Raw genomic sequence first — 23,993 nt, forward strand, 5'->3', positions numbered from 1 at the left:
CTTAGCATACTTTACATAACGGAAATTATGAATGAAAATGCTTGTTTTATCATTTATTTTATGTAAATATATGTGTCAAGACAACTGTAAAGAAGGTAATGCTATGATCATCAACACAGACATTGTCATTATAGGAAGTGGTATTAGTGCTCTTCAAACAGCAAAACTCCTTGCAAAAAAGTATGATGTACACATTGTCACAAAAAATCACATAAAAAACGGTAGTTCATACAAAGCACAAGGAGGAATTGCTGCAGTCACAAGCAGTGAAGACAACATCCGATTTCACATAGAAGATACATTTGTTGCTGGCCTTCATCATCATGATGTGGAAAATGTAATAAAACTTGTAAAAGAAGGAAAACAAACTGTTCAACAACTAATTAACGATCATTTTCCTATTGATTGTGCACCTGATGGCTCGATTTTGCTTGGACTTGAAGGAGCACATAGCAAACCAAGAATCATCCATTCTGGCGGCGATGCAACGGGCAAAGCTCTAGTAAACTTTTTGGTAGATTCTTTGCCTGAAAACGTCATAATTCACGAATATGAGTTGGCTTATGAACTACTCATTAATGATGATGGAGAATGTATCGGTGTAAAAACGAAATCTTTTGAAGATCATATTACGTACTTAGCCTCATACGTGATTGTTGCAACTGGCGGTGTAGGAGCATTGTATGAATATACTTCAAATTGTTCCGATAGCTTTGGTGATGGGATTGCCCTTTCTTACCTTGCAGGAGCCGAAATCGCTGATATGGAATTTATTCAATTCCATCCAAGCTTAATTTATTTGGATGGAAAAACGCATGGACTTGTTTCTGAAGCAGTTCGAGGAGCAGGCGGTTATTTTGTTGATGAAAATGGAAATCGAATTATGGAAAGAGTTCATCCACTTGCGGATTTAGCTCCAAGACATATTACCGCTTACGAAATGTATAAACATCGTACAAATGGCCATGAAGTTTATATCGACATTTCGAACATCGAGCACTTTGAAGAAAAGTTTCCTACGATTACTAATATTTGCAAAGTGATAGGGATTGATTTATCGAATCAGCGCATACCCATTGCACCGGGAAGCCACTTTCTTATGGGAGGCATCGTCAGCGACGTTTACGGCCGGACTAATATCCCAAGACTTCTTGCCATTGGTGAAGCCGCTTGTACGGGTGTCCATGGAGCAAATCGACTAGCCAGCAATTCATTGTTAGAATGTATTACCTTTGGAAAATTGATGGCAGAACATTTGCTAAATAACGGCAGCCGTCAAAACAACTATACGATTCGAAAAATTGACAATAAATCGTCCAACATCCCAAAATTAATGCAACCTAGTGTCTTACAAAAAGAAATGTTCCTAAAGGCTGGCATCGTAAGAGAAAAAAAAGCGTTAACGGATTTAATTGAACAGTTGCCTGCCTATGAGGAATTTGCAAATGTCAATTTTGATGCATTAGACAGACGAACGATTGAACAGTTATTTATGCATATTACCGCCTCTTTAATTGTTCAAGGAGCATTTACTAGAGAAGAATCTCGTGGCTCCCATATTCGTAATGACTTTCCATCAATTAATGAGGATTGGCAAAATAAGTGGATTATCTTCAAACAAGGAAAATTACATGTGAGGGACGGACTTTATGAACAAAATCAAATTACAAGAAATATTGAAACAGTTTTTTAATGAAGATATCGGAGACGGTGACTTATCAAGCGAAACCATCTTTTCCCGTATAGATCAAGGATCTTTTACTTTTTATGCAAAGGAGGACGGAATCTTTTGTGGAGCTACGATAATCGAAACCGGATTTAAGTTGCTCGACCCTTTCCTTAACATCACCTTGCTGAAAGAAGATGGGGATGAAGTTCATAAGGGGGATCAAATCGCTATCATAGAGGGTTCTTTACAAAGTTTGCTTAGCGGAGAACGGGTCATTTTAAATTTAATTCAACGGATGAGCGGCATCGCAACGAACGCAAGAAAAGCTGTTGAATTAACTAAAGGAACAAATGCAAAAATATGTGATACCAGAAAAACGATGCCAGGTCTAAGAATGCTCGATAAATACGCTGTGCGGACAGGCGGTGCCTATAACCACCGAAGCGGCTTATACGATTGCATTATGTTAAAAGACAATCACATTGCTTTCGCTGGAAGCATTTCAAAGGCCGTACAATTAGCTAAATCAAAAATTGGTCATACGGTAAAAATCGAAGTGGAAATTGAAACGAAAGAACAATTGTTAGAAGCAATTGAAGCTGGTGCGGATATTATCATGTTTGATAATCGAACTCCTGAAGAAATTAAACAATGGTTGCCGCTTGTTCCAAAACATATAACAACGGAAGCTTCTGGGGGCATTACGTTAGACAATTTGCGAAAGTACGCAGAATCTGGCGTAGAATGGATTTCCCTCGGCTCCCTTACCCATTCGGTTAACGCTTTAGATATTAGTGCATTAGTAAAAAGAAAGGATGTTGAATAATGTCAACAATTTGCACACTTCCAACTCAAGGTATGTTGCCTGAAAAATATCGTCGCTTGTCTCGTGATGAAATGGAAAAGAGAGTTCGTGAAATAAAGGAAAAATTAGGTGATCAATTATTTATCCCTGCACATCATTATCAAAAAGATGAAGTAATCCAATTTGCTGATGCAATAGGCGACTCTTTGCAATTGGCGCAAGTAGCTGCTAAAAATAAACAAGCTAAACATATTGTATTTTGCGGTGTGCACTTCATGGCTGAAACAGCTGATATGTTAACAACCGATGAGCAAATTGTTTACTTGCCTGATATGCGTGCAGGTTGTTCCATGGCAGATATGGCAAATATTTATCAAACGGAAGAAGCATGGGAGAAGTTAACAGCCCTTTTCGGCGATACAATTATCCCATTAACATATGTCAACTCAACTGCTGCGATAAAAGCATTCACCGGGCGGAATGGCGGTGCTTGTGTCACTTCATCCAACGCCAAAAAAATGGTGGAGTGGGCACTTACGCAAAAAGAGCGAATCTTTTTCTTACCAGACCAACATTTAGGAAGAAATACAGCCTACGAATTAGGAATCCCTTTAGAACAAATGGCTGTATGGAATCCGATTTCTGGAGAATTCAAGTATGAAGGCAATGTCCAAGACATAAAAGTGATTTTATGGGATGGTTATTGTTCTGTTCATCAAGGATTTACAGTGGAGAATGTTCAAGAAGTTCGAGAAAACTATCCTGAAATGACAGTCATTGTTCATCCAGAATGTTCTTTTGAAGTAGTACAAGCAGCAGACCTTTCAGGTTCTACTAAATATATCGTAGAAACCATCAAAAATGCTCCTGCTGGATCGAGTTGGGCAATCGGAACAGAAATGAACTTAGTGAAACGAATTATTGCTGAGCATCCCGACAAGCACATCATCTCACTCAATGAAAATATGTGCCCTTGCCTAACAATGAACCGTATCGATTTGCCACATTTCCTTTGGGCGCTTGAAATGATTGAAAATGGTGAACAAGGAAATGTCATTAAAGTGGACCGAGAAACAACGGAAGAAGCATTGTTGTCATTAAACCGTATGCTTCAATTAGCATAAAATCACATACACATTACGCAAGTTGCGCTAAGAAGAACTTTACTCCAAAAAAGTTTCTCCAAGGAGTTATTGAAAATGACGCATAATTTCATCGAGTGGTAACAAACTACTACTCGAGGAGGCGAATGGTATGAACTTTCAAATAAGAGAAGCCATTACAGCAAATGTTAAAGGAGACAACCCACAAGATTTTCAGGAAACAATTCAAGATGCAATCGCTCGAGGAGATGAGCACCTACTTCCAGGACTTGGTGTCTTTTTAGAAAAGTGGTGGCAAACTTCTACTGAAGAAGAGCATGCAAAGTTTACCGAAACATTATCAAAAGCATTTCAAAATTAAAGGGCTGGAGAATGGATTCTCCATGCCCTTATTTAATATAACCCCCATTCCATTTTTAAAATTTCCTTCAAGCTTTTTAGTTGTTCTTCCCCTATATGTTCTGCAATGATATTCTCCAATTCTTTTTTTAAAGCGATATATTTTTCATAGCAAGCTTCTCCCGAAGGTGTCAGTTCAATATATTTATCTCTCAAGTTCGCTTTATTCGTTTCCACCAAACCTTTTTGCTCTAATTGTTTGATAAATTTATGGGTTGCTTGCCTTGTAAAATGAACTTGTTTCGCTACATGAGAAATTAATGGCTTATCCTTATAAACTATTGATAAAATAGCAAATTCTGAATTTGTTATGTAAATATCACTAATATCTTGCCATTTTCCTTTCTTTATTTTTTTCAATAACATCCATTTCCCTTTAATTAAATCAAACAACAATTCTCCCTTATGATCATTCAATCATCTCACCCCTTTGTAGACTAGCAACTATATCAATAATGAATTTATTATTCAACTGTTAATACTACTATCATACCTGAATAGGTCTAATTCGTCATTTACCAAAAAAAAGAGAGCGTTTATACTAGTATGAGAATTAGTAAAAATATCATTATTTCATAAGTTTATCCAAACTAGTATTGAAGGAGGGAAAGAAGTGGGAGTACATTACAATTGGAAACAATGGCTATGGAGTAGTTTTATCATTTGTATGTTAATTTTTTGCGTAAAAGTAAATCATGGAGATGCTGCTACTTTTAAAGATGTTCCTGAAAGTCATCCGTCAATATTCGAGATTGAATTTCTTGCGGATTCAGGAATTATTAAAGGTTATCAAGATCAAACCTTTAAACCTTCTAACAATGTTACAAATTCCCAAGTCGCATTAATGATTACAAGAGCATTAAATCTTAATGTAGAGAATCGACCAGCTCCAGGATTTCAAGATTTAGGAAAAATCGATGAAGTTACTTATAAGGCCATCGCAGCAGTTGTGGATGAAGGGATTTTTCCAAAAGGAGATACTTTTAGGCCCTTTGAACCCATTACGCGCGGTGAAATGGCTCAAGTATTAGTTAATGCATTTCATTTAAAAGGTACAACAAACCAAGAGTTTAAAGATGTTTCCAAAAACCATACATTCTATCAAGCAATAAAAGTATTAGCTGCAAATAACATTACAACGGGATTCGAAGATGGCACTTTTAAGCCTTCTCAACCTCTTACTCGCGCTCACTTTTCCACTTTTATGTCTCGGATTATTGAACCTGATTTTATTCCTGTTTCAAGTGGATTTGGGTACAATAAACAGTACCAGTACATATATGAATTAAATGAGGGCTATACCGCTCGAGAATATTTTTCGTACCTTTCATCTGACGAACTAGGGGATTGGTGGCAAGTTTCCGACGAAAACAATCAATACATCCATTATGTAAATCGCATCGATAAAAAAGGCTTCACTTTTACTGGTTACTTAGAAAATAAAGAAATTATCACAGATTTTCATATTCCGTACCCAGTAAAACGTGGAACGAGTTGGTCTTATTCATATAAGGATGAGTATCAACCAGTAACGTATGTCGTAACCAGCATGTCGAAAAAAATCACAACACCTGCTGGAACCTTTCATCCTGTAATGGAAATTGTTAGTTCCGATGGTTACCAATATTATTATTCGAAAGAATTAGGCCACATTTGTACGAAAGACTTGCAAACAAATGCGATTGTTTATCAATTAATTGATTTAAAGAAACGGTCTTCTAAATAAAATATTCCTTCATATCGAGTAGGAGGGAGTGATTAGCTCCCGTCCTCTCACACCACCGTACGTACGGTTCCGTATACGGCGGTTCAATTAAGATAATTGACGCAAGTTTTCATAACTTCCGTGAATAGCTTGTCTTCTTATGCCAGTGGTCACTCCACCCTCCAAGAGGTCTCCCACGGGATTCACCGCTTCCTTCCTCAAGTGAGGTACTACGTTTTCTGTGTTCATCATGACTCACTGAATGCCAAGGGCTATTCTCTCTTAATTGTTCGGTCCTTCTCAGTTGTTCTAGACCAACTAATACTATGACCTCTGCTGACTTCTGACGGTTCAGCTACTTATCACTAAGTAGGTTATGAAGCGAACTTCACCTATCCGCCAGACCTCCCCGGGTAAGTACATGCACTTTCACACCATCTATCCGCCTCATTTACTCGATATGACCTTCGACAGAAAGAGCTTTGTTTTGTTACGCAAACTCACTCAATCATACCTAGCCTTATATGAGGTTCGTGTTCCTCGGACCGGTGTTTTGCCTCCAGCTTCCTTCAGATTCCGCGTCACCACGGACACCCTTGCTCTTGGCTAACCTCTACTTCTGTCTTCGGGGTTCGGGACTTACACCCTATAGTTCATGTACATGCCGGGCGCACGTAAAAAGGCAATCCAGCGCCTCCTGGATTGCCTTGTATCTTTTATTTATACCGATGCTTCATTCCACCTAGAAATCCACATCGAGTGAAAACATGTTAATCTGCATAGTAGTAGAGATAAAAGTTTCCCCTGCCGCTTGCGCTTTCGGGGCAGAGCTATGCATATTCTCTTCTATTTTCATTATGCTAATAGAGATAATAGCACTGCTTTTTGAGCATGGAGTCGGTTTTCTGCTTGCCCCTGCCGCTTGCGCTTTCGGGGCAGAGCTATGCATATTCTCTTCTATTTTCATTATGCTAATAGAGATAATAGCACTGCTTTTTGAGCATGGAGTCGGTTTTCTGCTTGCCCCTGACGCTTGCGCTTTCGGGGCAGAGCTATGCATATCCTCTTCTATTTTCATTATGCTAAAAGAGATAACAATACTGCTTTTTGTGCGTGTAATCGGTTTTCTGCTTGCTCGAAGACGTATGAATTTGGTCCATCGATTACTGATGTTGCCACTTCTTCTTCGCGATGAGCTGGCAAACAATGTAAGAACATAAAGTCAGGTTTTGCATGAGCAACAAGTTCCTCATTGATTTGATAACCTTTAAAGTCTATTAATCTCTGAACCGCTTCCTCTTCCTGCCCCATACTAGTCCATACATCTGTATAGATTACATCTGCATCTTTCACAGCTTCAATTGGATCATTTGTTACGACAACCGTGCTGCCATTTTTCTCTGCAATCGCTTGAGCCTTCTTCATGATGATTTCATCTGGCTCATACCCTTTTGGAGTTGCAACCACAATATCCATTCCAACATGGGCAGCTGCAACTACCAGCGAATGGGCAACATTATTTCCATCGCCAACATAAGCTGTTTTTAAACCTTTTAATTTTCCTTTATTTTCAACGATTGTTTCAATATCGGCCAATGCTTGACATGGATGATAAAGATCCGTTAATCCATTAATCACAGGAATTGTAGAGTATTCAGCTAACTCCTCTACCATCTTGTGGGAATTTGCACGTATCATAATGCCATCTAAATACCCTGAAAGCACAAGGCCAGTATCAGAAATTGGTTCACCACGACCAAGTTGCATATCTCTTGCATTTAAGAAAATCGCTTTTCCACCCAATTGATGCATTCCTACTTCAAAGGAAATACGAGTACGAGTTGAATTCTTCTCAAAAATCATTCCGATTATTTTTCCATCTAATAGTTTTGGACATCTTCCGTTTTTCGTTACCTTTTTCATTTTTATTGCAAGACTAATTAGTTCTTGCACTTCTTCACTTGTATAATCAAGCAGCGTCAATAAATCTTTGCCCTTTAAACTAGAAACGGGCTTTAGCTGCACTTCTTCCAACAGTTTCATTGATTCTTACCGCTCCTTTAACGTTTGGTTGTATTCATTATACAATTGCATATTTATTAAATCAAGTGTATTTTTATTATATTTTAATCTTTTTGTCAATAGAAGTGATATTCAATCAAAACGAATAAAAATTCAACGAAACTGGTTTATTTTTGATTTTAATTAATATTTATGCGCACAAATTAAAACGATATCCATTCCATTCTATTCATAATAGTACATGTTATGCATAAAGATAACTTCAAGTGTTCTAAATGCCAATAAAAAAGAGGTTGGGACAAATCTAAAAAAACATCATTTTCTCCAAGGAGAAAATGATGTTTTTTTGATATGTTATTAAAATTGATTTCCGTTCCGGGGACGCTTTCCGCGGGCCCGGCTCGAGCCTCCTCGGAGCTCATTCCTTCGCTCCTGCGGTGTCTCGAGACACGGGCTGTTGCCGCAGGAGTCGCCCCGTCACTACAATCAATTTTTAGTTATATCAATTTTTTATCAAAACTCTTTCAACTGCCCCTTTAATTTTTTGTTTATGTCCCAGCCTCAATCAAATTTAATTTTATTCACCGCATCCCAATCAAGCCGCTTTACAATTTCGACCATTAATTTTACTGCATTTTCAAAATCATCACGATGCAAAATGGATGCATGGGAATGAATATAACGAGTAGCAACGCCAATGGAAAGGGTTGGTACGCCACTTCCAGTTAAATGAATAGAACCGCCATCCGTTCCACCACCAGGCATCGTTTCAAATTGATATGGAATCTTGTTCTCTTCTGCAACATCTATTACAAAATCCCGTAATCCTTTATGCGATACCATCGAAGCATCGTAAATAACGATTTGCGGCCCTGCTCCTAGCTTCGATGTCGATTCTTTTGCAGTAATTCCCGGCGTATCACCAGCAATTCCAACATCTACTGCAAAGCCAATATCCGGTTGGATTTTAAACGTGGACGTTTTCGCACCTCTTAAACCTACTTCTTCTTGTACATTGCCGACACCATACACGATATTTGGATGTTTTTCATTTTGTAATCGTTTCAACACTTCGATGGCAATGGCACAACCAATTCGGTTATCCCAAGCTTTTGCGAGTAACAATTTTTCGTTTTTCATCACATTGAATTCAAAATAAGGAGTAATCATGTCACCAGGTCGTATTCCCCAGCTTTCCGCTTCCTCTTTTGAAGATGCACCAACATCGATAAACATGTCCTTTATATCTACAGTTTTCTTTCTTTGTTCTTGAGGCAGGATATGTGGCGGTTTTGAACCGATTACGCCAATGATTTCTTCTCCTGAACGAGTTGTAATCGTTACCCGCTGAGAAAGCATAACATGAGCCCACCAGCCGCCTACCGTTTGAAATTTAATAAACCCCTTTTCATCAATTTGTGACACCATGAAGCCGACTTCATCTAGGTGACCGGCAATCATAATTTTTGGGCCTTTTTCATCGCCACATTTTTCAGCAATTAAGCTTCCTAAATTGTCATACTCAATCTTATCAGCAAACGGTTCGATATATTTTTTCATTACTGCTCTCGGCGCTTTTTCATTTCCTGGGATGCCGTTTGCATCAGTCAAATCTTTCAACATTTGCAGAGTTTGATCCAAATTCATTATGAATATCCTCCTTAATACCCATTGCGTTGCCGCTCGTAATTTTTCTCGTTTTTAGCAATGTATGCTTGGATAATATCATCCAATGTGAAACCTAAATTATAGGCAAGCACTCCATAATATTTCCACACTTGCAAGTAATTATCCTCTGTCGGATTATGAATAAATGATAATATTACATCTTGTGTTTGTAAAAACCACGTCGTTAAGTTTTCCTTTTTCTTAATTTCCGGCCAAGCATCTAATCGATAGCCTTTCTCATTTCCTAATGAGAGCAGAAAATGAATAGAATCTACAAATTCCTCTAATATCACTTCTCGTTCAGAAGGTCCTTTCGTGCTCCAAAATTTAAAACAGCGAGTTTCATTTGCTAACTCTGCTAGTTCAATTGTTAGCGCCAATCCTTTTTCTAAAAACACATCACGGTTGATTTGCTGATTTTTTTGAATAAATGAATCCAGTTGTGCTTGCATATTAAACAGTTCTTTAAATTCCATTAATTTTATCCCTCATTTTCTATAAAAAATGAAACTATATATCTACCCTAATCGTATAGGATATGATACCTTTTATACAAGGGGGAACTTTTATGGGTTTTCTTTTGCGCATTATAGTTATTGTCCTCATTATCTATTTATTTTATAAAGCTGTTCGCTACTTAACAGATCCAAAAAGGAAATTAGATGAAGCCTATGAAAAGGGGCATTATTATTTTTATGACGATGTAAAAAATGTACGAAAAAACTTCTTCATTTCTTATAAAGGGGCATTATTTGAAGGTGAAAAATATTTAGGGACAACCGAAGATGCCTTTGAAGTTGTTTCGATTTTCGTCTGGGTGCATGATCCAATGAAACTTCACGGTATGACGAAAGATGATTTCAAATTTTTAGAGAAGGAAATTTTAATGAATTATCCTAAAGCGAAAATCAATTGGAAAAATCCTATTGAAAAATTGATGAAAGAAGAAGAATAATCATCCTCTAAATAATGTTTTAATTGTTCGTTGATGGACAAGGAGCTTGTCCAAACAATATTAGTAAACTCTCTGTTGAGTAAATCATTTTAAAATAAGCGGCTTGAGCCCTAAATCTTTATAGGCTTAAGCCGTTTAATTCTTTAAAGAGCGAAGTGAATCATCACAACATACTCCATCAAATTAGAATGAACGATTTATATACATGATTAATATAATCTGTATTGCAGACAAAAATGGCAATCCAAATGCAAATACTGAGTGTTTCGTTTTATGGTGGAATAGATACATCCCGATTAGCCCACCACAGGCGCCTCCGATGATTGCAACGAACAATAATGTTCTTTCTGAAATACGCCACTTCTTTTTTCTCGCTTTTGATTTATCAATCCCCATCAATGTAAAACAAATCGCTGATAGAATCATCATGTAAACAATAAGAATTTCATTCATATGCGCTTCTCCTAAAAGAAAAAGACTGATAGGATGTCCTACCAGCCTTTAAAGTTGTTGTTTAAATTCGTGAAAAAATGAGTCAATTTCTTATTTCGCAATTGCTTTTTTCGCTTCTTCAGCAAGTTGAGCAAACGCTTGTGCATCGTTTACTGCTAAGTCAGCTAACATTTTGCGGTTTACTTCGATACCAGCTTGTTTTAAACCGTACATTAAACGGCTGTAAGAAAGGCCGTTTTGACGAGCAGCTGCGTTGATACGAGTAATCCATAATTTGCGGAAATCGCGTTTTTTCTGACGGCGGTCACGGTATGCGTATAAACCAGATTTCATTACCGCTTGATTTGCTGTTCTATATAAAGTGTGTTTTGAACCGAAATAACCTTTAGCTAATTTTAATACTTTTTTACGACGTTTGCGCGTTACTGTTCCACCTTTTACGCGTGGCATATTAATTACCTCCTGCTATTCTCTCGAAAATTAAATTTTTATATAACGTTCAATTATTTTTTGTACGCAAGTAAAGTTTTAATGCGTTGGTAGTCACCTGCAGTCATCACTTTAGCTTTACGCAGTTGACGTTTTTGTTTTGTCGTTTTGTTTGCAGCTAAGTGGCTACCGTAAGCACGGTCAAATTTAAATTTACCTGTACCCGTTCTTTTGAAACGCTTAGCAGCGCCACGATGAGTTTTCATTTTTGGCATAGTATTTCCTCCTAAACCTTATTTCGTAATCATTATTTTTCATTTTTTGGTGCAAGTACTAAAAACATGCTTCGGCCTTCTAATTTTGGCTTTTGTTCTACTGTTGCATATTCTGCACATTCTTCAGCAAAACGATCTAATACCCGCTGACCAATATCTGTATGCGTAATTGCGCGACCTTTGAAACGCAACGTACATTTTACTTTATCTCCTTTTTGAAGGAACTTGATTGCGTTTCGAAGTTTTGTTTGGAAGTCATGCTCATCAATTGTTGGGCTTAAACGTACCTCTTTCATGTGGATGACTTTTTGATTTTTGCGAATCTCGCGCTCTTTCTTTTGCTGCTCAAATTTAAACTTGCCATAGTCCATAATACGAGCGACAGGTGGCTTCGCTTGTGGTGCTACTAGGACAAGATCCAAGTTTACACGAGCAGCCATTTCTAACGCTTCATTACGGGATTTAATTCCTAATTGTTCACCGTTTTGATCAATTACACGAAGTTCACGTGCACGTATCCCTTCGTTGACGTACATGTCTTTGCTAATAAAAATCCACCTCCAAGGTTGTGTCGCGAATACACGGTTTGGAAACATCCCTGGTTGAACGTCGCTGTTGATTCTGTTATGTCCATAAAAAAAGACGGACATTTCAGAAGATGTCCGCCCGCCGTAAAATACGCAAAAAGAGCGTATTCATTTTTCATGTATTCCAAACCTGCCAACTGCTTGAAGCGTCGAAACAGGTGAGAAGCGGGCAGCCTCTACTTTCAACCACAAACTTGTATTCTTAACCTTTGTTATCGTAACATTCATATTTTAGAATGTCAAGTTTTTTATCAATACATTCCTTTGAAAGAAAAAATAGAAAACTTTAATCGTGCAATGATTAGAATTATAAACTAAAGCATTTTAAAAAATCAAGATGCCCTTTGCTAAGCTCCGGGCATCTTCCACACTAATCAAAAATACAAATCATCTTTGTATCTCGTTTACACTCTTGCGTCCTTTTTGATATCTTCAAGGAATTGTTCGAATGGAACTGTTTCGGAATCTTTAGATCCATATCTGCGAATATTTACCGCATTCGCTTCCACTTCTTTATCTCCTAATACCAACATGTAAGGGATTTTCTTCATTTGTGCTTCACGGATTTTATATCCTAACTTTTCTTCACGAACATCCAATTCTACGCGAATACCTGCTTTACGAAGTGTTTCTTCCACTTGTTTTGCATAATCAAAATGCACTTCGTTTGATACAGGTATCACTACTGCTTGAACTGGTGCCAACCAAGTTGGGAACGCACCTTTATACTCTTCAATTAGGAATGCAACAAAGCGTTCCATTGTCGATACAATACCACGATGAATTACAACTGGACGATGTTTTTCTCCATCTTCTCCGATATATGTTAAATCAAAGCGCTCTGGTTGCAAGAAGTCAAGTTGCACAGTTGATAATGTTTCTTCTTTACCAATAGCAGTTTTTACTTGTACATCCAATTTAGGACCATAGAATGCCGCTTCGCCTTCCGCTTCAAAATATTCAAGGCCTAGGTCATCCATTGCTTCTTTTAACATGCTTTGAGCACGTTCCCACATTTCATCGTCGTCATAATACTTTTCTGTATCTTCTGGATCACGGTAAGATAAGCGGAAACGATAATCTTTAATATCGAAATCTTTATAAACATCTAAAATTAAGTTAACTACTCGTTTAAACTCATCTTTAATTTGGTCTGGACGAACGAAGATATGGGCATCATTTAACGTCATTCCGCGCACACGTTGTAATCCAGATAAACCACCAGATGCTTCATAACGGTGCATCATACCAAGTTCGGCAATTCGAATCGGCAACTCACGGTAAGAGTGCATGCTGTTCTTGTACACCATCATATGGTGTGGACAGTTCATTGGACGAAGCACAAGTGTTTCGTTATCCATTTCCATTGGAGGGAACATATCTTCAGAATAGTGATGCCAATGTCCAGATGTTTCATATAAACTTTTAGAACCTAGCACTGGAGTATATACATGTTGATAACCAAGACTGATTTCTTTATCAACAATATAGCGTTCGATGATGCGACGAATTGTTGCACCATTTGGCAACCAAATTGGTAACCCTTGCCCTACAGTTTGAGATAAAGTAAATAGCTCAAGTTCCTTACCAATTTTACGGTGATCTCGTTCTCTTGCCTCTTCAAGCATTTGTAAGTGTTGTTTTAAATCTTCTTTATTGAAGAATGCTGTGCCGTAAATACGTTGAAGCATTTTGTTGTTAGAATCACCACGCCAATATGCTCCAGCTAAAGAAAGCAATTTAAACTCTTTTAATTTGCCTGTAGATGGAACGTGCACTCCACGGCAAAGATCGAAAAATTCCCCTTGATAGTATATAGAGACTTGTTCCCCTTCTGGAATCGCATCAAGTAATTCCAATTTATATTCATCGCCGATTTCTTCATAAATTTTGCGCGCTTCTTCGCGAGTAACGTTTTTACGCACGATCTCAAGGTTTTCAGAAATGATTTTTTTCATTTCTTTTTCTATTTTTGGAAGATCATCTGCAGATATTGGTGTTGGTGAGTCGATATCGTAGTAAAACCCACCTTCAATTACAGGACCAATCCCAAGTTTCACACCAGGGAATAAACGTTTTACTGCTTGAGCTGTTAAATGAGCAGTAGAGTGGCGCAATATTTCTAATGCATCTTCATGTTCTGGTGTAATGATTTCAATTGCACCATCTTCCTCAATTGGTGTTTTTAAATCTAGTAACTTACCATTGATTTTACCTGCTAACGCTTTTTTACGTAATCCTGGGCTGATGGAAGCTGCCACATCATCAGTAGAAGTTCCTTTAGGAAACTCCTTTACTGCACCGTCTGGAAATGTTAATTGAATCACTTCAGACATACTCAAATTCTCCTTTACTATATTTTTTGATGCAAAATTTTTAGCTATTCTGTATTCATAGAAATCAAAAATTAATGAAGCTAAACAGTTGAAACCTAAAATAAAAAAACGCCATCCCAATAAAGGGACGACGCGATCGCTCGTGGTTCCACCCTTCTTCCTTCCGAAATAAAATTTCAGACGAAGCTCTAGGTCGGTGTAACGTACCGAAAACGTTAGCGGATTGTTCCCCGCTAATGCTCCGAGGTAGTAAAGTGTTGCGTCGTACTAGGAAACTTCCAGCCTAGGTTTCCCTCTCTATAAGCCGTTTCACAAACTTCGTGTCCTCTTCACCGCAAAATATTTTTCATCATCATAATGAAAGTATACGCTGAGTTTTTTTGAAATGCAACTATCGAAATAGACAAAGCTTTTTAAAGTCTCCTATTTCTTCCCGTCATTCGAATAGGAAACGTCACGGCTTTAATTCGCTCCATAATTCTTGCCGCTTTCACTACATCCATCTCACCACGAGAAGTTTCTGCTAGATGAATTTCCAATTGTTTATAATCTAAATTCGATGTAATAAAGGTTGGTAGTTGCTCACTCATTCGATAATGTAAAATGGATCCTAAGATTTCATCCCTCGCCCAGCTTGTTAATGATTCCGCACCAATATCATCGAGCATCAATACTGGAGCTTGTTTCACATAATCCACTTTCTCCTGAAGTGTTTGATCGTGGATGGAATTTTTTAATTCCCTTAAAAATTCAGGTACAAATACAAGAACTGACGGGACTTTTAAACTTGCGAGTTCGTTGGCAATCGCACCTAGTACAAAGGATTTCCCAACACCAAACTCTCCATACAAGTAAAACCCTTTTTTCGGTAATTCCCCTGAATTTTTGATATGAGCAACAAAATCAGCTGCATAATTAAGTATTTCAACCCGCGATTCATCATCAATCTCTAAATCTTTCAATGTTGCAGATAATACATCTTTTGGCATGTACATGCTTGAAATCATCGATTCAATTTCTCTGCGTTCATCCTCAATGATTTTTTGTTTGCATCGTTCATATTCAACATCTATGGAATTTTGAGCGATATACAGTTTTGGAACAAACCCTTTTAAATAATTAGTGCATTTTTCTGTCGAACCGCAGTTGCAACATTCGCTCGTTTGACTAATATATTCATATAGCTTTGCTAAACTGCGTTCAACCATCTCTTTATTAACCACATCATCATGTTCTTTTAAAAATTTTTGAACGTTCGGATGTTCTAAAATTTGATTTCGGATGGCATTGTATCTTTCTTGAAAGGATGGAATTTGCACTTTATTTAAAGATTTTTTGATCGATTCGATGGTTGGTCACCTACCCGTCTACAACTCCAAGTTTTTGCAATATTTTTTTACGTTCTTCTTCAAAGTTAATTTTTTGTTTTGTGGACTGTTCTTCCTCTTTCCGAGGTTCGTTTCGTTTATAGAACCATTCTGGTATCTTTTCTTCCCTTATATTTTTGTATGGCTGTTTTCTATAGTTTAAAGCAGAAGACTTTTTCTCTTCGTTTTCTTGTTTCCACTTATTATATTGATCCCGTTCTGTGCGAGCAAGTTCCATTGCTTCCTTCGCCGTTCGAACATTTTTCCTCATCCAATGGTCCGCAATTCGTTCAACATATTTGCGTGGCAATTTCATGTCTGTAGTTAGCATAACATATTCAAGCAATACATTGACAACTCCGACGGGCATGCCATGTTTCAATATTAAATCTTCTGCTATTTCGACAGAAGATGGCACTGGCTCTTTTCCGTTATTAATGTCTCTTAACACTTGAACGGGTGGGGTTGTTTCAAGGTAATCAATTAACTCTTGTTCTTTCGTTAAAGGCTGATTTTGTATTTCTTGCGGTTTCATTTCAAAAGTTTTTTCAAGTTTCGGCACTTCTTTAGAAATCGTTAATTTATAATAATCTGATGCAGCTTTTTTCAATCTATCTAACGAAATTCGCATTTCATCATCAATCGCTAAAATAACAACCTTCTGCATATCAAGTGGAGAGAATTGATAGAGGAAGGCTATCTTTGCAATCCATTCTTTTACTTCAATTGTAAATACACTGGTAGGAATCAATTGTTCCGATAACCCAGCTTGCAATAAAGCAAAATCAAATTGTTCATAATAGAATGGATAATTGCGATTTTTTGTTTCTAGGTTGGGTTCGATGAATTCTTGGGGAACATTCGTATGAATGGGTTTGTACACATCCATAAATGTTCTTGATACTTCTTTAAAAGAATCCATGTTCATTCGCTTGATGAATCGTTTCCGAAGTTTACGGTATGCTTGTTCTCCAATTTTACTGAAAAGAAACATCGATAATAACGGATCTTGAAAAAATGTCTCTGCATCAAGAGGACGCACTAATTCATATAAAAAGAAACGATTTTCTCCTTCTTCTTTTCGATATGTTCTTAATAAACCGATTGCTTCTAATGAAATACGGGCTTGAAACACTTTACCAATCGGCATATCTAACACATTCATTAAATAATAATGATTTAAAGTTTCCCTATGAGCATCTTCACCTTCTGCCCATAAAGTTAAATATAGGCTGATAGGTTCCGGACCAGTAAGTGGCTGATAGAAAAGCGTTAATAGTTGTCGTTCATGGGAAGATAGAGAATGAGGGAGAATAATGTCAAAATGATCCTTCGGTTGAAGCTCTTTATACAAATGAACCAATTTTGCTTTCCCCCTATAACTACTTTTTTGGCTGTCGATTCAATAATTCTGTTAACTCTTGCATAAACACATTAATATCTTTGAATTGTCTGTAAACAGATGCAAAACGAACATAAGCCACTTCATCCACCTTTGCAAGCTCATCCATTACCATTTCTCCAACATCTACAGAACTTACTTCCGAATTTCCTAGTCTTCTTAATTCTTTTTCAATAGAAAAGACGATTTGTTCAAGTTGTTCTAATGATACTGGACGTTTTTCGCAAGCGCGAATTAGCCCTCTTAACACTTTTTCTCGGCTAAATTCTTCCCTGGACCCATCTTTTTTCACTACAATTAATGGCGTTTCTTCTATTTTTTCAAAAGTAGTGAATCGGAAACCGCAAGATTCGCATTCACGACGTCTACGTATCTCTTTATTATCATCAACGGGTCTGGAATCTATGACACGCGTTCCATTGTAATAACAACTTGGACATCTCATAAAAATTTCTCCCTGTCTAGTATATTTAACATTATTATATCAAATAACATAGGAAGTAACACTTTTCCTAGTACATAATCTCTAATGGAAGATGATAGGTTTTCATTTTAATATACTTCCAACCAAAAATCGAGGTTATTTATATTGAATTTCATTAGAATGATTGGTAGCACTTTCAATGCATATTTTTCGGAAGTTTTGTATATAAATAGTAATGAAAGATTATTTTATCAAGTGATATTACATAACTACAGATTATATAAAAAAGTGTAGACAAAGTCGTTGTCAGACGATGTCTACACTTTATCAACTATTTATTATGCAGTTACCGCTTCAAGTGCTTTTACAACTTTTTTCGTTAAATCAACTACGCGTGCAGAGTAACCCCATTCATTATCGTACCAAGCCATTACTTTAACTTTTCTTGTACCCATTACCATTGTTAATTGTGCATCAATAGTAGATGAATATGTTGTTGTATTGTAATCAACAGATACAAGTGGTTCTTCGCTATAGTTTAGGATACCTTTTAATGAACCTTCACTTGCTTTTCTGAAAGCTTCGTTCACTTGTTCAGCTGTTACATCTTGTTTTAAGTCGACTACTAAGTCTACTAATGAAACATTTGGAGTTGGTACACGAAGAGCTAAACCATGGATTTTTCCTTCCATTTCAGGAATTACTTTACTTAATGCTTTTGCTGCACCAGTCGTAGTTGGAATAATGCTTTGACCACATGCACGAGCACGGCGTAAATCTTTATGCATGTTGTCTAGATTTTTTTGGTCATTTGTATATGCGTGAACTGTTGTCATTAAACCGTTTTCAATACCAAATTGTTCATGCAACACTTTTACAACCGGAGCTAAGCAGTTTGTTGTACAAGATGCATTTGAAATGATGTGGTGTTTTGACACGTCTAATACATCATCATTAACACCCATTACAATTGTTACGTCTTCGTTTTTACCTGGCGCTGTTAAAATTACTTTTTTTGCACCTGCTTCTAAATGAAGAGCTGCTTTTTCGCGATCATTGAATTTACCTGTTGCTTCGATAACTAAGTCTACTCCAAGTTCTTTCCACGGTAATTTTGCAGGATCGCGTTCAGCAATTAATTGAACACGTTTACCGTTGACGATTAAAGCATCTTCCTCATACTCTACAGTTCCATCAAAATGTCCATGAATTGTGTCATACTTAACCATATGTGCTAATGTTTTTGCAGGATAGCTAGCATTAACTGCCACTATATTTAAATCTTCTTGAACAATCGCTTGTCGGAACACCATGCGGCCAATTCGTCCAAAGCCGTTAATTGCAATAGAAACTGTCATTAATATAAGCCTCCCGTTTTACTTCAATTATGTTTACTATTTCTCAATTAGTATAGCACATTATTATAAAAGGTGTACCAATAATTCTAATAATAAAAAAGTTATTATTTTCAGAAAAATAAATGATTAAAGGGAAAAAGGTATTACTATGAGAAAATTGTTTAAAATTACCGCTTAAAGTCTAACTTTTCCATCGATTGCTGTTTTCAGCGTGAATGAAATGGAAAAAATTCACTTCACACAATGTTTAGAAATCAATAATTTGATCATCAATCGATGTAAAGCTTATGAAAGAACTCCCCATTCTTTCAAAATATGCTCTAATTGTTTTCGCGTCTCTTCAATTGTTCCATTATTATTTATAACCGCATCGGCTCCTTGTTCCTTTACTGCTAATGGCAGCTGAGAACGAATGCGGGCTTTTGCATCTTCCGCAGTTAATTGATTTCTTTTCATTAATCTTTCCAATTGTACATCTTCCGATACCGTCACGACTAAAATTTTATCAACAAAATGTTGAAGTTTACTTTCAAATAATAATGGAATGTCCATAATGACGGTTTTTTCACCATTAGCGATATATTCATCCCGCTGTCGCAACATTTCTTTCCGAATAGCTGGATGAATAATGCCATTTAACGTTTGACGTTTTTCTTCATCATTGAAGATAATGGATCCTAGCTTTTGCCTATTTAATTCTCCCCTCTCTGTTAGTACCTCTTCTCCAAAAGCTTCAACAATTCTCTTTAACGTTTCGCTGCCAGGCTCCACTACGAGACGAGCCACCACATCTGCATCAACTATTGGCAATCCATATTCTTTTAACATGTTGCTTACTGTACTTTTTCCACTTGCGATACTTCCAGTTAAACCAATAATCATATATAACACCCTTTTAACGTTGACATTTTGGACAATAAACGCTTGTTCTTCCTCCGATAATCATCGATTTCGTACTTGCATTACATGCTGGACAAACCTTTTTACCATACATTTTCAATCGATGCTGCATCCCGCCTGCTTCGCCATTGATATTGCGATAATCAGAGATTGTTGAGCCTCCCCTTTCAATACTTTCAAGTAAAATTTTCTGAATCTCTTCAAATAATGCGATTTTCCGCATTATACTGATTCGCCCAGCCTTTCTCGCAGGATGTATGCCTACTCGAAAAAGCGCTTCCGTTGCATAAATATTGCCGCAGCCGGAAATCACTTGCCCATCCATAATGACTTCCTTTATCGGTTTGTTTTTATATTTAGTAAGCTCACATTTTTCTAAAAAGTAGTTTAATGCAATTTCATCAAAAGGTTCAGGAGCCATTTGTAAAAGAGGTGGGTGCTCATCAATTGTATTTAGCAATCTCAATTCGCCAAATCTACGAATATCTGAAAATATGAGCAACTCATCAGTAGATAATTGAAATGTGGCATGAATATGATTTCGAAACTTTTCTTCTAAAATTTCATTTTCGTTCTGAACAATAAACCAAGCGCCAGTCATTCCTAAATGATTAACGAAAAGATATGGTGTATTATTTTTTTCTAAATCAATAAAGATATATTTGGCGCGGCGAAGCACCTTTTTGATTGTCATGCCGCGCATCTGTTCTTCAAATTCCCTTGGTTCCATATTTTTCACTATGCATTGTTTTCCTTGTTGATGAGCATCACAAACCGTTTTAGATAGGGCAACTTCTAAAATTGTCTTACCTTCTATTTTCGGGGATAGCGCCCGAACAACCCCTTCCACTTCTGGTAATTCAGGCATAATTTCACTTCCTTATTTCGCATCATACCAAGTATTTCCATAAGAAATGTCCACTTTTAATGGCACATCAAGTAAAATGGCACTTTCCATCACTTCTGGTACAATTTTTTCTAACTTTTCAATTTCTTCTTTCGGCGCTTCAAAAATCAATTCGTCATGTACTTGCAAAAGCAGTTTCGCTTGTAACCCTTCTGATTTCAATCTTGCGTCAATATCTAGCATCGCCTTTTTAATGATATCTGCCGCACTTCCTTGAATTGGCGTATTCATTGCTGTGCGCTCTGCAAAACTTCTTAAATTAAAGTTTTTGCTCGTAATATCAGGTAAATAACGTCGGCGGTTTAAGATCGTTGTTACATAACCTTTCAATTTTGCTTCTTGCACGATGTTATCCATATATTCTTTTACCCCTGGAAAACTTTCAAAATACTTTTCGATAAATTCTCCAGCTTCTTTTCTTGATATATCGAGGTTTTGGGATAGTCCATAATCGCTGATTCCATAAATAATTCCGAAATTAACCGCTTTTGCCGCTCTTCGCATATTAGAAGTAACGTCGTCTTGGGATACATGAAATACTTCCATTGCTGTTCGTGTGTGAATATCCATCCCTTGATTGAAAGCTTCCACTAAATTTTTATCCTTCGACATATGTGCAAGCACGCGCAATTCAATTTGTGAGTAATCGGCGCTAAATAACAGCCAGCCTTCATGGGAAGGTACGAAAGCTTTCCGTATTTTTCTTCCCTCTTCTAAACGAATCGGTATGTTTTGCAAGTTCGGATCTGTAGAAGAAAGCCGTCCTGTTGATGTCAAGGCTTGCATAAAACGAGTGTGAACTTTGCCGTCTTTTGGATGAACTTCTTTGATTAATCCTTCAATATAAGTGGATTGTAATTTCGCAAGAGTTCTATATTCTAAAATCAACTGAACAATTTGATGTTCCGACTTTAGTTTTTCAAGTACATCCGCTGCCGTGGAGTAACCTGTTTTCGTTTTCTTTATGACCGGCAATCCTAATTTTTCGAATAAAATTACTCCCAACTGCTTTGGTGAATTAATATTAAATGTTTCGCCAGCCAACTCATAAATTTCTTTTTCAAGCTTCGCGATTTTATCTTCTAATTCTTGTCCCATAGTTTCAAGGGTAGAAATATTAACTTTAATCCCTTCGCTTTCCATCTTTCCTAAAATAACAGCCAAAGGCAATTCTAAATCATGGTACAAATCAAACTGTTCATTTTCTTTTAACTTATTTGATACCCGTTCCTTACAGCTCCAAATCGCAAATGCTTTTCGGCAAACATGTTCAGCAAGAACTTCTTCACTTGGTAATGCCCATTTTGCCCCTTTTCCGTAAACAGCTTCGTTGGAACGCACATCTGTATAGCCAAATTCCTTTGCCAATGTGGCTACATCATCACCTGAAATGGCAGGATTGACAATATAAGATGCAAGTAGCAAGTCGAATTCCACGCCTCGCAAATTGATGCCATGACGTTTTAATATACATTGCGCAGCTTTTAAATCCGACATGTATTTTTTCTTCGTTTCATCTTCAAAGTAAGATTTTAATCTTTCGCTCTTTTGCAAAACTTCTGTTGGAACGAAAAAGGTATTTGAACCATCTGTAAAGCCAAAACCTAATATATTACATGTATGATAATGCTCATTTTCCAGCTCAACATGAACAGCCATCGTATCAGTAAAAAGATCTTCCGCAATTTCACGAACGATTTTAAATGAAAGGGTAGCTGTTTCTTTTTCTTCAATTTCAAAATCTGATTTTTCGATTAACGATTTAAATTGTAACTCTTTCCATACTTCAAGAACCGCTTCCTGATCTGGACCTGGATAATTTAAATCATTAAGAGAAATTTCAATTGGTGCATTTGTATTAATTGTCGCCAATTGTTTGCTCATTTTCGCTTGCTCTTCATTTGCGATAAGCTTTTCTTTCATTTTTGATTGTTTCATTTCATCGATTTGTTCATATAAATTTTCGATTGTTCCATATTCCTTTAACAATTTAATAGCCGTCTTTTCTCCAATGCCAGGAACTCCCGGAATATTATCAGATGCATCTCCCATAAGACCTTTCATATCGATAATTTGTATTGGAGATAGTCCATATTTTTCCTGAATATGTTCTGGTGTATATTGTTCAATATCTGTCATTCCTTTTCGAGTAACATAAACTTTTACTTTCTCTGTAGCGAGTTGTGTTAAGTCCTTATCACCCGAAACAATGACAACATCGATGTTTTCCTTTTCCGCTTGTCGAGCTAGCGTACCAATGATGTCATCGGCTTCATACATTTCTAGTTCGTATCTTTTGATGCGATAAGCGTCAATTAACTTTTGTAAATACGGAAATTGTTCAGATAATTCCGGCGGCGTTTTTTGACGCCCGCCTTTATATTCTTCAAAAGTTTGATGGCGGAACGTCGTTTTTCCAGCATCAAATGCAACGAGCATCTTCGTCGGTTTTTCTTCTTCTAAAATTTTTTGAAGCATCGTTGTAAAGCCATAAACCGCATTTGTATGAATCCCATTATCATTCGATAATAGGGGTAATGCAAAAAATGCTCGGTAGGCTAAACTATTTCCATCTAGTAATAATAATTTCTCTTTCCCCACTCATTTGCACTCCTTCAACGTATAAATCATCTTCCATTACTTTTACACAGTTAATCCCATTATAAAACACGTATTTGCCGAAATACGACAAATACGTGTTTTTTTTCTTAACTTTTTATTTAGTTTGCGATCATTCTAATTCGTTTGATTCATTTCTTCGAAATAAAATATTTCTTCATAAATAACTGTCATGATAAAGGCATTCAAGAAGGCAATCACAAGATAAAGGGGCATGCCACCTAATTCAGGCTCCATCCAAGAACGGAAAAATACTTCCACAATCCCTACTTGAGTAAAGTAAAAGATCATACCAACTCCCACTTGCCAGATGGAGCGTTTATTATCACGATTGTTAAAACGGAACACTTTCTTAAAACTATTTCGAACATCTTCGGCAATAATGATAGAGAAGATGAAGATAATGATAAATAAAACGGGGATATGAAATAATTTAATTTTTAAAAAAGCGTAAGGTGTTGAAAAATATAATGCTGTCATACTGCATGCCATTATTACAGCAAGCAATGTGTTTTGAATCCATTTATTTAAACGGTACATCCTTTCGCCTCAATTCTATTATTACTATATAGTATTATATACTGAGGTTAATAGGATGATAAAGTTGTAA

General features: G+C 36.8%; 25 protein-coding genes and 1 other annotated feature. Of the genes, 6 read left to right on the forward strand and 19 right to left on the reverse strand.

Annotated features, from left to right (window positions below):
• Positions 1-103: 103 nt before the first annotated feature.
• From nadB to sspI, 4 genes are all read left to right on the forward strand, one after another.
• A complete protein-coding gene (nadB, locus tag NST98_RS05960) occupies positions 104-1,693 on the forward strand; it encodes an L-aspartate oxidase (protein ID WP_016837170.1) in 1,590 nt (529 codons plus the stop codon).
• On the forward strand, positions 1,650-2,495 hold the full coding sequence (gene nadC, locus NST98_RS05965) for a carboxylating nicotinate-nucleotide diphosphorylase (RefSeq protein ID WP_016837168.1): 846 nt from the start codon (positions 1,650-1,652) through the stop codon (positions 2,493-2,495). The genes nadB and nadC overlap by 44 nt, the downstream gene beginning before the upstream one ends.
• On the forward strand, positions 2,495-3,598 hold the full coding sequence (gene nadA / locus NST98_RS05970) for a quinolinate synthase NadA (RefSeq protein ID WP_016837166.1): 1,104 nt from the start codon (positions 2,495-2,497) through the stop codon (positions 3,596-3,598). Before nadC ends, nadA begins: the two co-directional genes overlap by 1 nt.
• Positions 3,599-3,728: 130 nt before the next feature.
• Positions 3,729-3,938 (forward strand): small acid-soluble spore protein SspI, encoded by a 210-nt coding sequence (sspI, locus tag NST98_RS05975; RefSeq protein ID WP_016837164.1) that lies wholly within the window; start codon positions 3,729-3,731, stop codon positions 3,936-3,938.
• 32 nt (positions 3,939-3,970) lie between these two features.
• Here the strand turns inward: sspI and NST98_RS05980 are convergent, their stop codons facing one another.
• The gene (locus NST98_RS05980; RefSeq protein WP_340714688.1) at positions 3,971-4,393 is read right to left on the reverse strand and encodes a MarR family winged helix-turn-helix transcriptional regulator; all 423 of its coding nucleotides are present in this window, start codon (positions 4,391-4,393) and stop codon (positions 3,971-3,973) included.
• A 196-nt stretch (positions 4,394-4,589) separates the two neighbouring features.
• Here NST98_RS05980 and NST98_RS05985 point away from each other — a divergent pair, with 196 nt between their 5' ends.
• Positions 4,590-5,702 carry an S-layer homology domain-containing protein gene (locus NST98_RS05985; RefSeq protein WP_340714689.1) on the forward strand — a complete coding sequence of 371 codons (1,113 nt, stop codon included), beginning with the start codon at positions 4,590-4,592 and terminating at the stop codon, positions 5,700-5,702.
• 87 nt (positions 5,703-5,789) lie between these two features.
• Here NST98_RS05985 and NST98_RS05990 read toward each other — a convergent pair whose 3' ends face one another.
• The 5 genes from NST98_RS05990 to NST98_RS06010 form a co-directional block, all read right to left on the reverse strand.
• The gene (locus NST98_RS05990) at positions 5,790-5,933 is read right to left on the reverse strand and encodes a hypothetical protein (protein WP_172597780.1); all 144 of its coding nucleotides are present in this window, start codon (positions 5,931-5,933) and stop codon (positions 5,790-5,792) included.
• A 490-nt stretch (positions 5,934-6,423) separates the two neighbouring features.
• Positions 6,424-6,741: a hypothetical protein gene (locus tag NST98_RS05995; RefSeq protein WP_340714690.1), complete on the reverse strand. Its 318-nt coding sequence runs from the start codon at positions 6,739-6,741 to the stop codon at positions 6,424-6,426.
• A gap of 17 nt (positions 6,742-6,758) precedes the next feature.
• Entirely contained in the window at positions 6,759-7,724 is a 966-nt protein-coding gene (gene argF / locus NST98_RS06000) for an ornithine carbamoyltransferase (RefSeq protein WP_096551471.1), read from the reverse strand.
• A gap of 540 nt (positions 7,725-8,264) precedes the next feature.
• Positions 8,265-9,353 carry a M42 family metallopeptidase gene (locus NST98_RS06005; RefSeq protein ID WP_026018973.1) on the reverse strand — a complete coding sequence of 363 codons (1,089 nt, stop codon included), beginning with the start codon at positions 9,351-9,353 and terminating at the stop codon, positions 8,265-8,267.
• Between the two features lie 11 nt (positions 9,354-9,364).
• Entirely contained in the window at positions 9,365-9,847 is a 483-nt protein-coding gene (locus NST98_RS06010; protein ID WP_096551473.1) for a dUTP diphosphatase, read from the reverse strand.
• A 92-nt stretch (positions 9,848-9,939) separates the two neighbouring features.
• Between NST98_RS06010 and NST98_RS06015 the strand changes: the two genes are divergently transcribed.
• Positions 9,940-10,326 carry a sigma-w pathway protein ysdB gene (locus NST98_RS06015; RefSeq protein WP_340714691.1) on the forward strand — a complete coding sequence of 129 codons (387 nt, stop codon included), beginning with the start codon at positions 9,940-9,942 and terminating at the stop codon, positions 10,324-10,326.
• A 183-nt stretch (positions 10,327-10,509) separates the two neighbouring features.
• On the opposite strand, the gene NST98_RS06020 is transcribed toward NST98_RS06015, so the two are convergent.
• The 13 genes from NST98_RS06020 to NST98_RS06080 all read right to left on the reverse strand — a co-directional run bounded on the left by NST98_RS06020 (position 10,510) and on the right by NST98_RS06080 (position 23,923).
• The gene (locus tag NST98_RS06020) at positions 10,510-10,779 is read right to left on the reverse strand and encodes a DUF1294 domain-containing protein (protein ID WP_340436743.1); all 270 of its coding nucleotides are present in this window, start codon (positions 10,777-10,779) and stop codon (positions 10,510-10,512) included.
• Between the two features lie 90 nt (positions 10,780-10,869).
• Positions 10,870-11,229 (reverse strand): 50S ribosomal protein L20, encoded by a 360-nt coding sequence (gene rplT / locus NST98_RS06025; protein WP_016837149.1) that lies wholly within the window; start codon positions 11,227-11,229, stop codon positions 10,870-10,872.
• A gap of 53 nt (positions 11,230-11,282) precedes the next feature.
• Complete coding sequence (gene rpmI / locus NST98_RS06030; protein ID WP_096551475.1) at positions 11,283-11,483, reverse strand: 50S ribosomal protein L35; 201 nt, start codon at positions 11,481-11,483, stop codon at positions 11,283-11,285.
• Positions 11,484-11,515: 32 nt separating this feature from the next.
• Positions 11,516-12,019, reverse strand: a complete 504-nt coding sequence (gene infC, locus NST98_RS06035; protein ID WP_016837147.1) for a translation initiation factor IF-3 — start codon at positions 12,017-12,019, stop codon at positions 11,516-11,518.
• A 92-nt stretch (positions 12,020-12,111) separates the two neighbouring features.
• Positions 12,112-12,258, reverse strand: a sequence feature (ribosomal protein L20 leader region).
• A 216-nt stretch (positions 12,259-12,474) separates the two neighbouring features.
• Complete coding sequence (gene thrS / locus NST98_RS06040; RefSeq protein WP_096551477.1) at positions 12,475-14,406, reverse strand: threonine--tRNA ligase; 1,932 nt, start codon at positions 14,404-14,406, stop codon at positions 12,475-12,477.
• A gap of 413 nt (positions 14,407-14,819) precedes the next feature.
• Positions 14,820-15,755 (reverse strand): primosomal protein DnaI, encoded by a 936-nt coding sequence (gene dnaI / locus NST98_RS06045; RefSeq protein WP_340705515.1) that lies wholly within the window; start codon positions 15,753-15,755, stop codon positions 14,820-14,822.
• Positions 15,756-15,765: 10 nt separating this feature from the next.
• Positions 15,766-17,136 (reverse strand): replication initiation and membrane attachment family protein, encoded by a 1,371-nt coding sequence (locus NST98_RS06050; RefSeq protein ID WP_340714692.1) that lies wholly within the window; start codon positions 17,134-17,136, stop codon positions 15,766-15,768.
• A gap of 19 nt (positions 17,137-17,155) precedes the next feature.
• Positions 17,156-17,620 carry a transcriptional regulator NrdR gene (nrdR, locus tag NST98_RS06055; RefSeq protein ID WP_016837143.1) on the reverse strand — a complete coding sequence of 155 codons (465 nt, stop codon included), beginning with the start codon at positions 17,618-17,620 and terminating at the stop codon, positions 17,156-17,158.
• A gap of 317 nt (positions 17,621-17,937) precedes the next feature.
• Positions 17,938-18,957, reverse strand: coding sequence for a glyceraldehyde-3-phosphate dehydrogenase (locus tag NST98_RS06060; protein WP_016837142.1), 1,020 nt, complete (start codon positions 18,955-18,957; stop codon positions 17,938-17,940).
• A gap of 285 nt (positions 18,958-19,242) precedes the next feature.
• Positions 19,243-19,839, reverse strand: a complete 597-nt coding sequence (coaE, locus tag NST98_RS06065; protein ID WP_340714693.1) for a dephospho-CoA kinase — start codon at positions 19,837-19,839, stop codon at positions 19,243-19,245.
• Positions 19,840-19,852: 13 nt separating this feature from the next.
• Positions 19,853-20,725, reverse strand: a complete 873-nt coding sequence (mutM, locus tag NST98_RS06070; protein ID WP_340714694.1) for a bifunctional DNA-formamidopyrimidine glycosylase/DNA-(apurinic or apyrimidinic site) lyase — start codon at positions 20,723-20,725, stop codon at positions 19,853-19,855.
• 12 nt (positions 20,726-20,737) lie between these two features.
• On the reverse strand, positions 20,738-23,365 hold the full coding sequence (polA, locus tag NST98_RS06075; protein WP_340714695.1) for a DNA polymerase I: 2,628 nt from the start codon (positions 23,363-23,365) through the stop codon (positions 20,738-20,740).
• A gap of 135 nt (positions 23,366-23,500) precedes the next feature.
• The gene (locus NST98_RS06080; protein WP_096551489.1) at positions 23,501-23,923 is read right to left on the reverse strand and encodes a DNA polymerase I; all 423 of its coding nucleotides are present in this window, start codon (positions 23,921-23,923) and stop codon (positions 23,501-23,503) included.
• Between the last annotated feature and the right edge of the window lie 70 nt (positions 23,924-23,993).

It is taken from the genome of Ureibacillus sp. FSL W8-0352, from assembly GCF_038004345.1.
GTDB classification, from domain to species: Bacteria; Bacillota; Bacilli; order Bacillales_A; family Planococcaceae; genus Ureibacillus; species Ureibacillus thermosphaericus.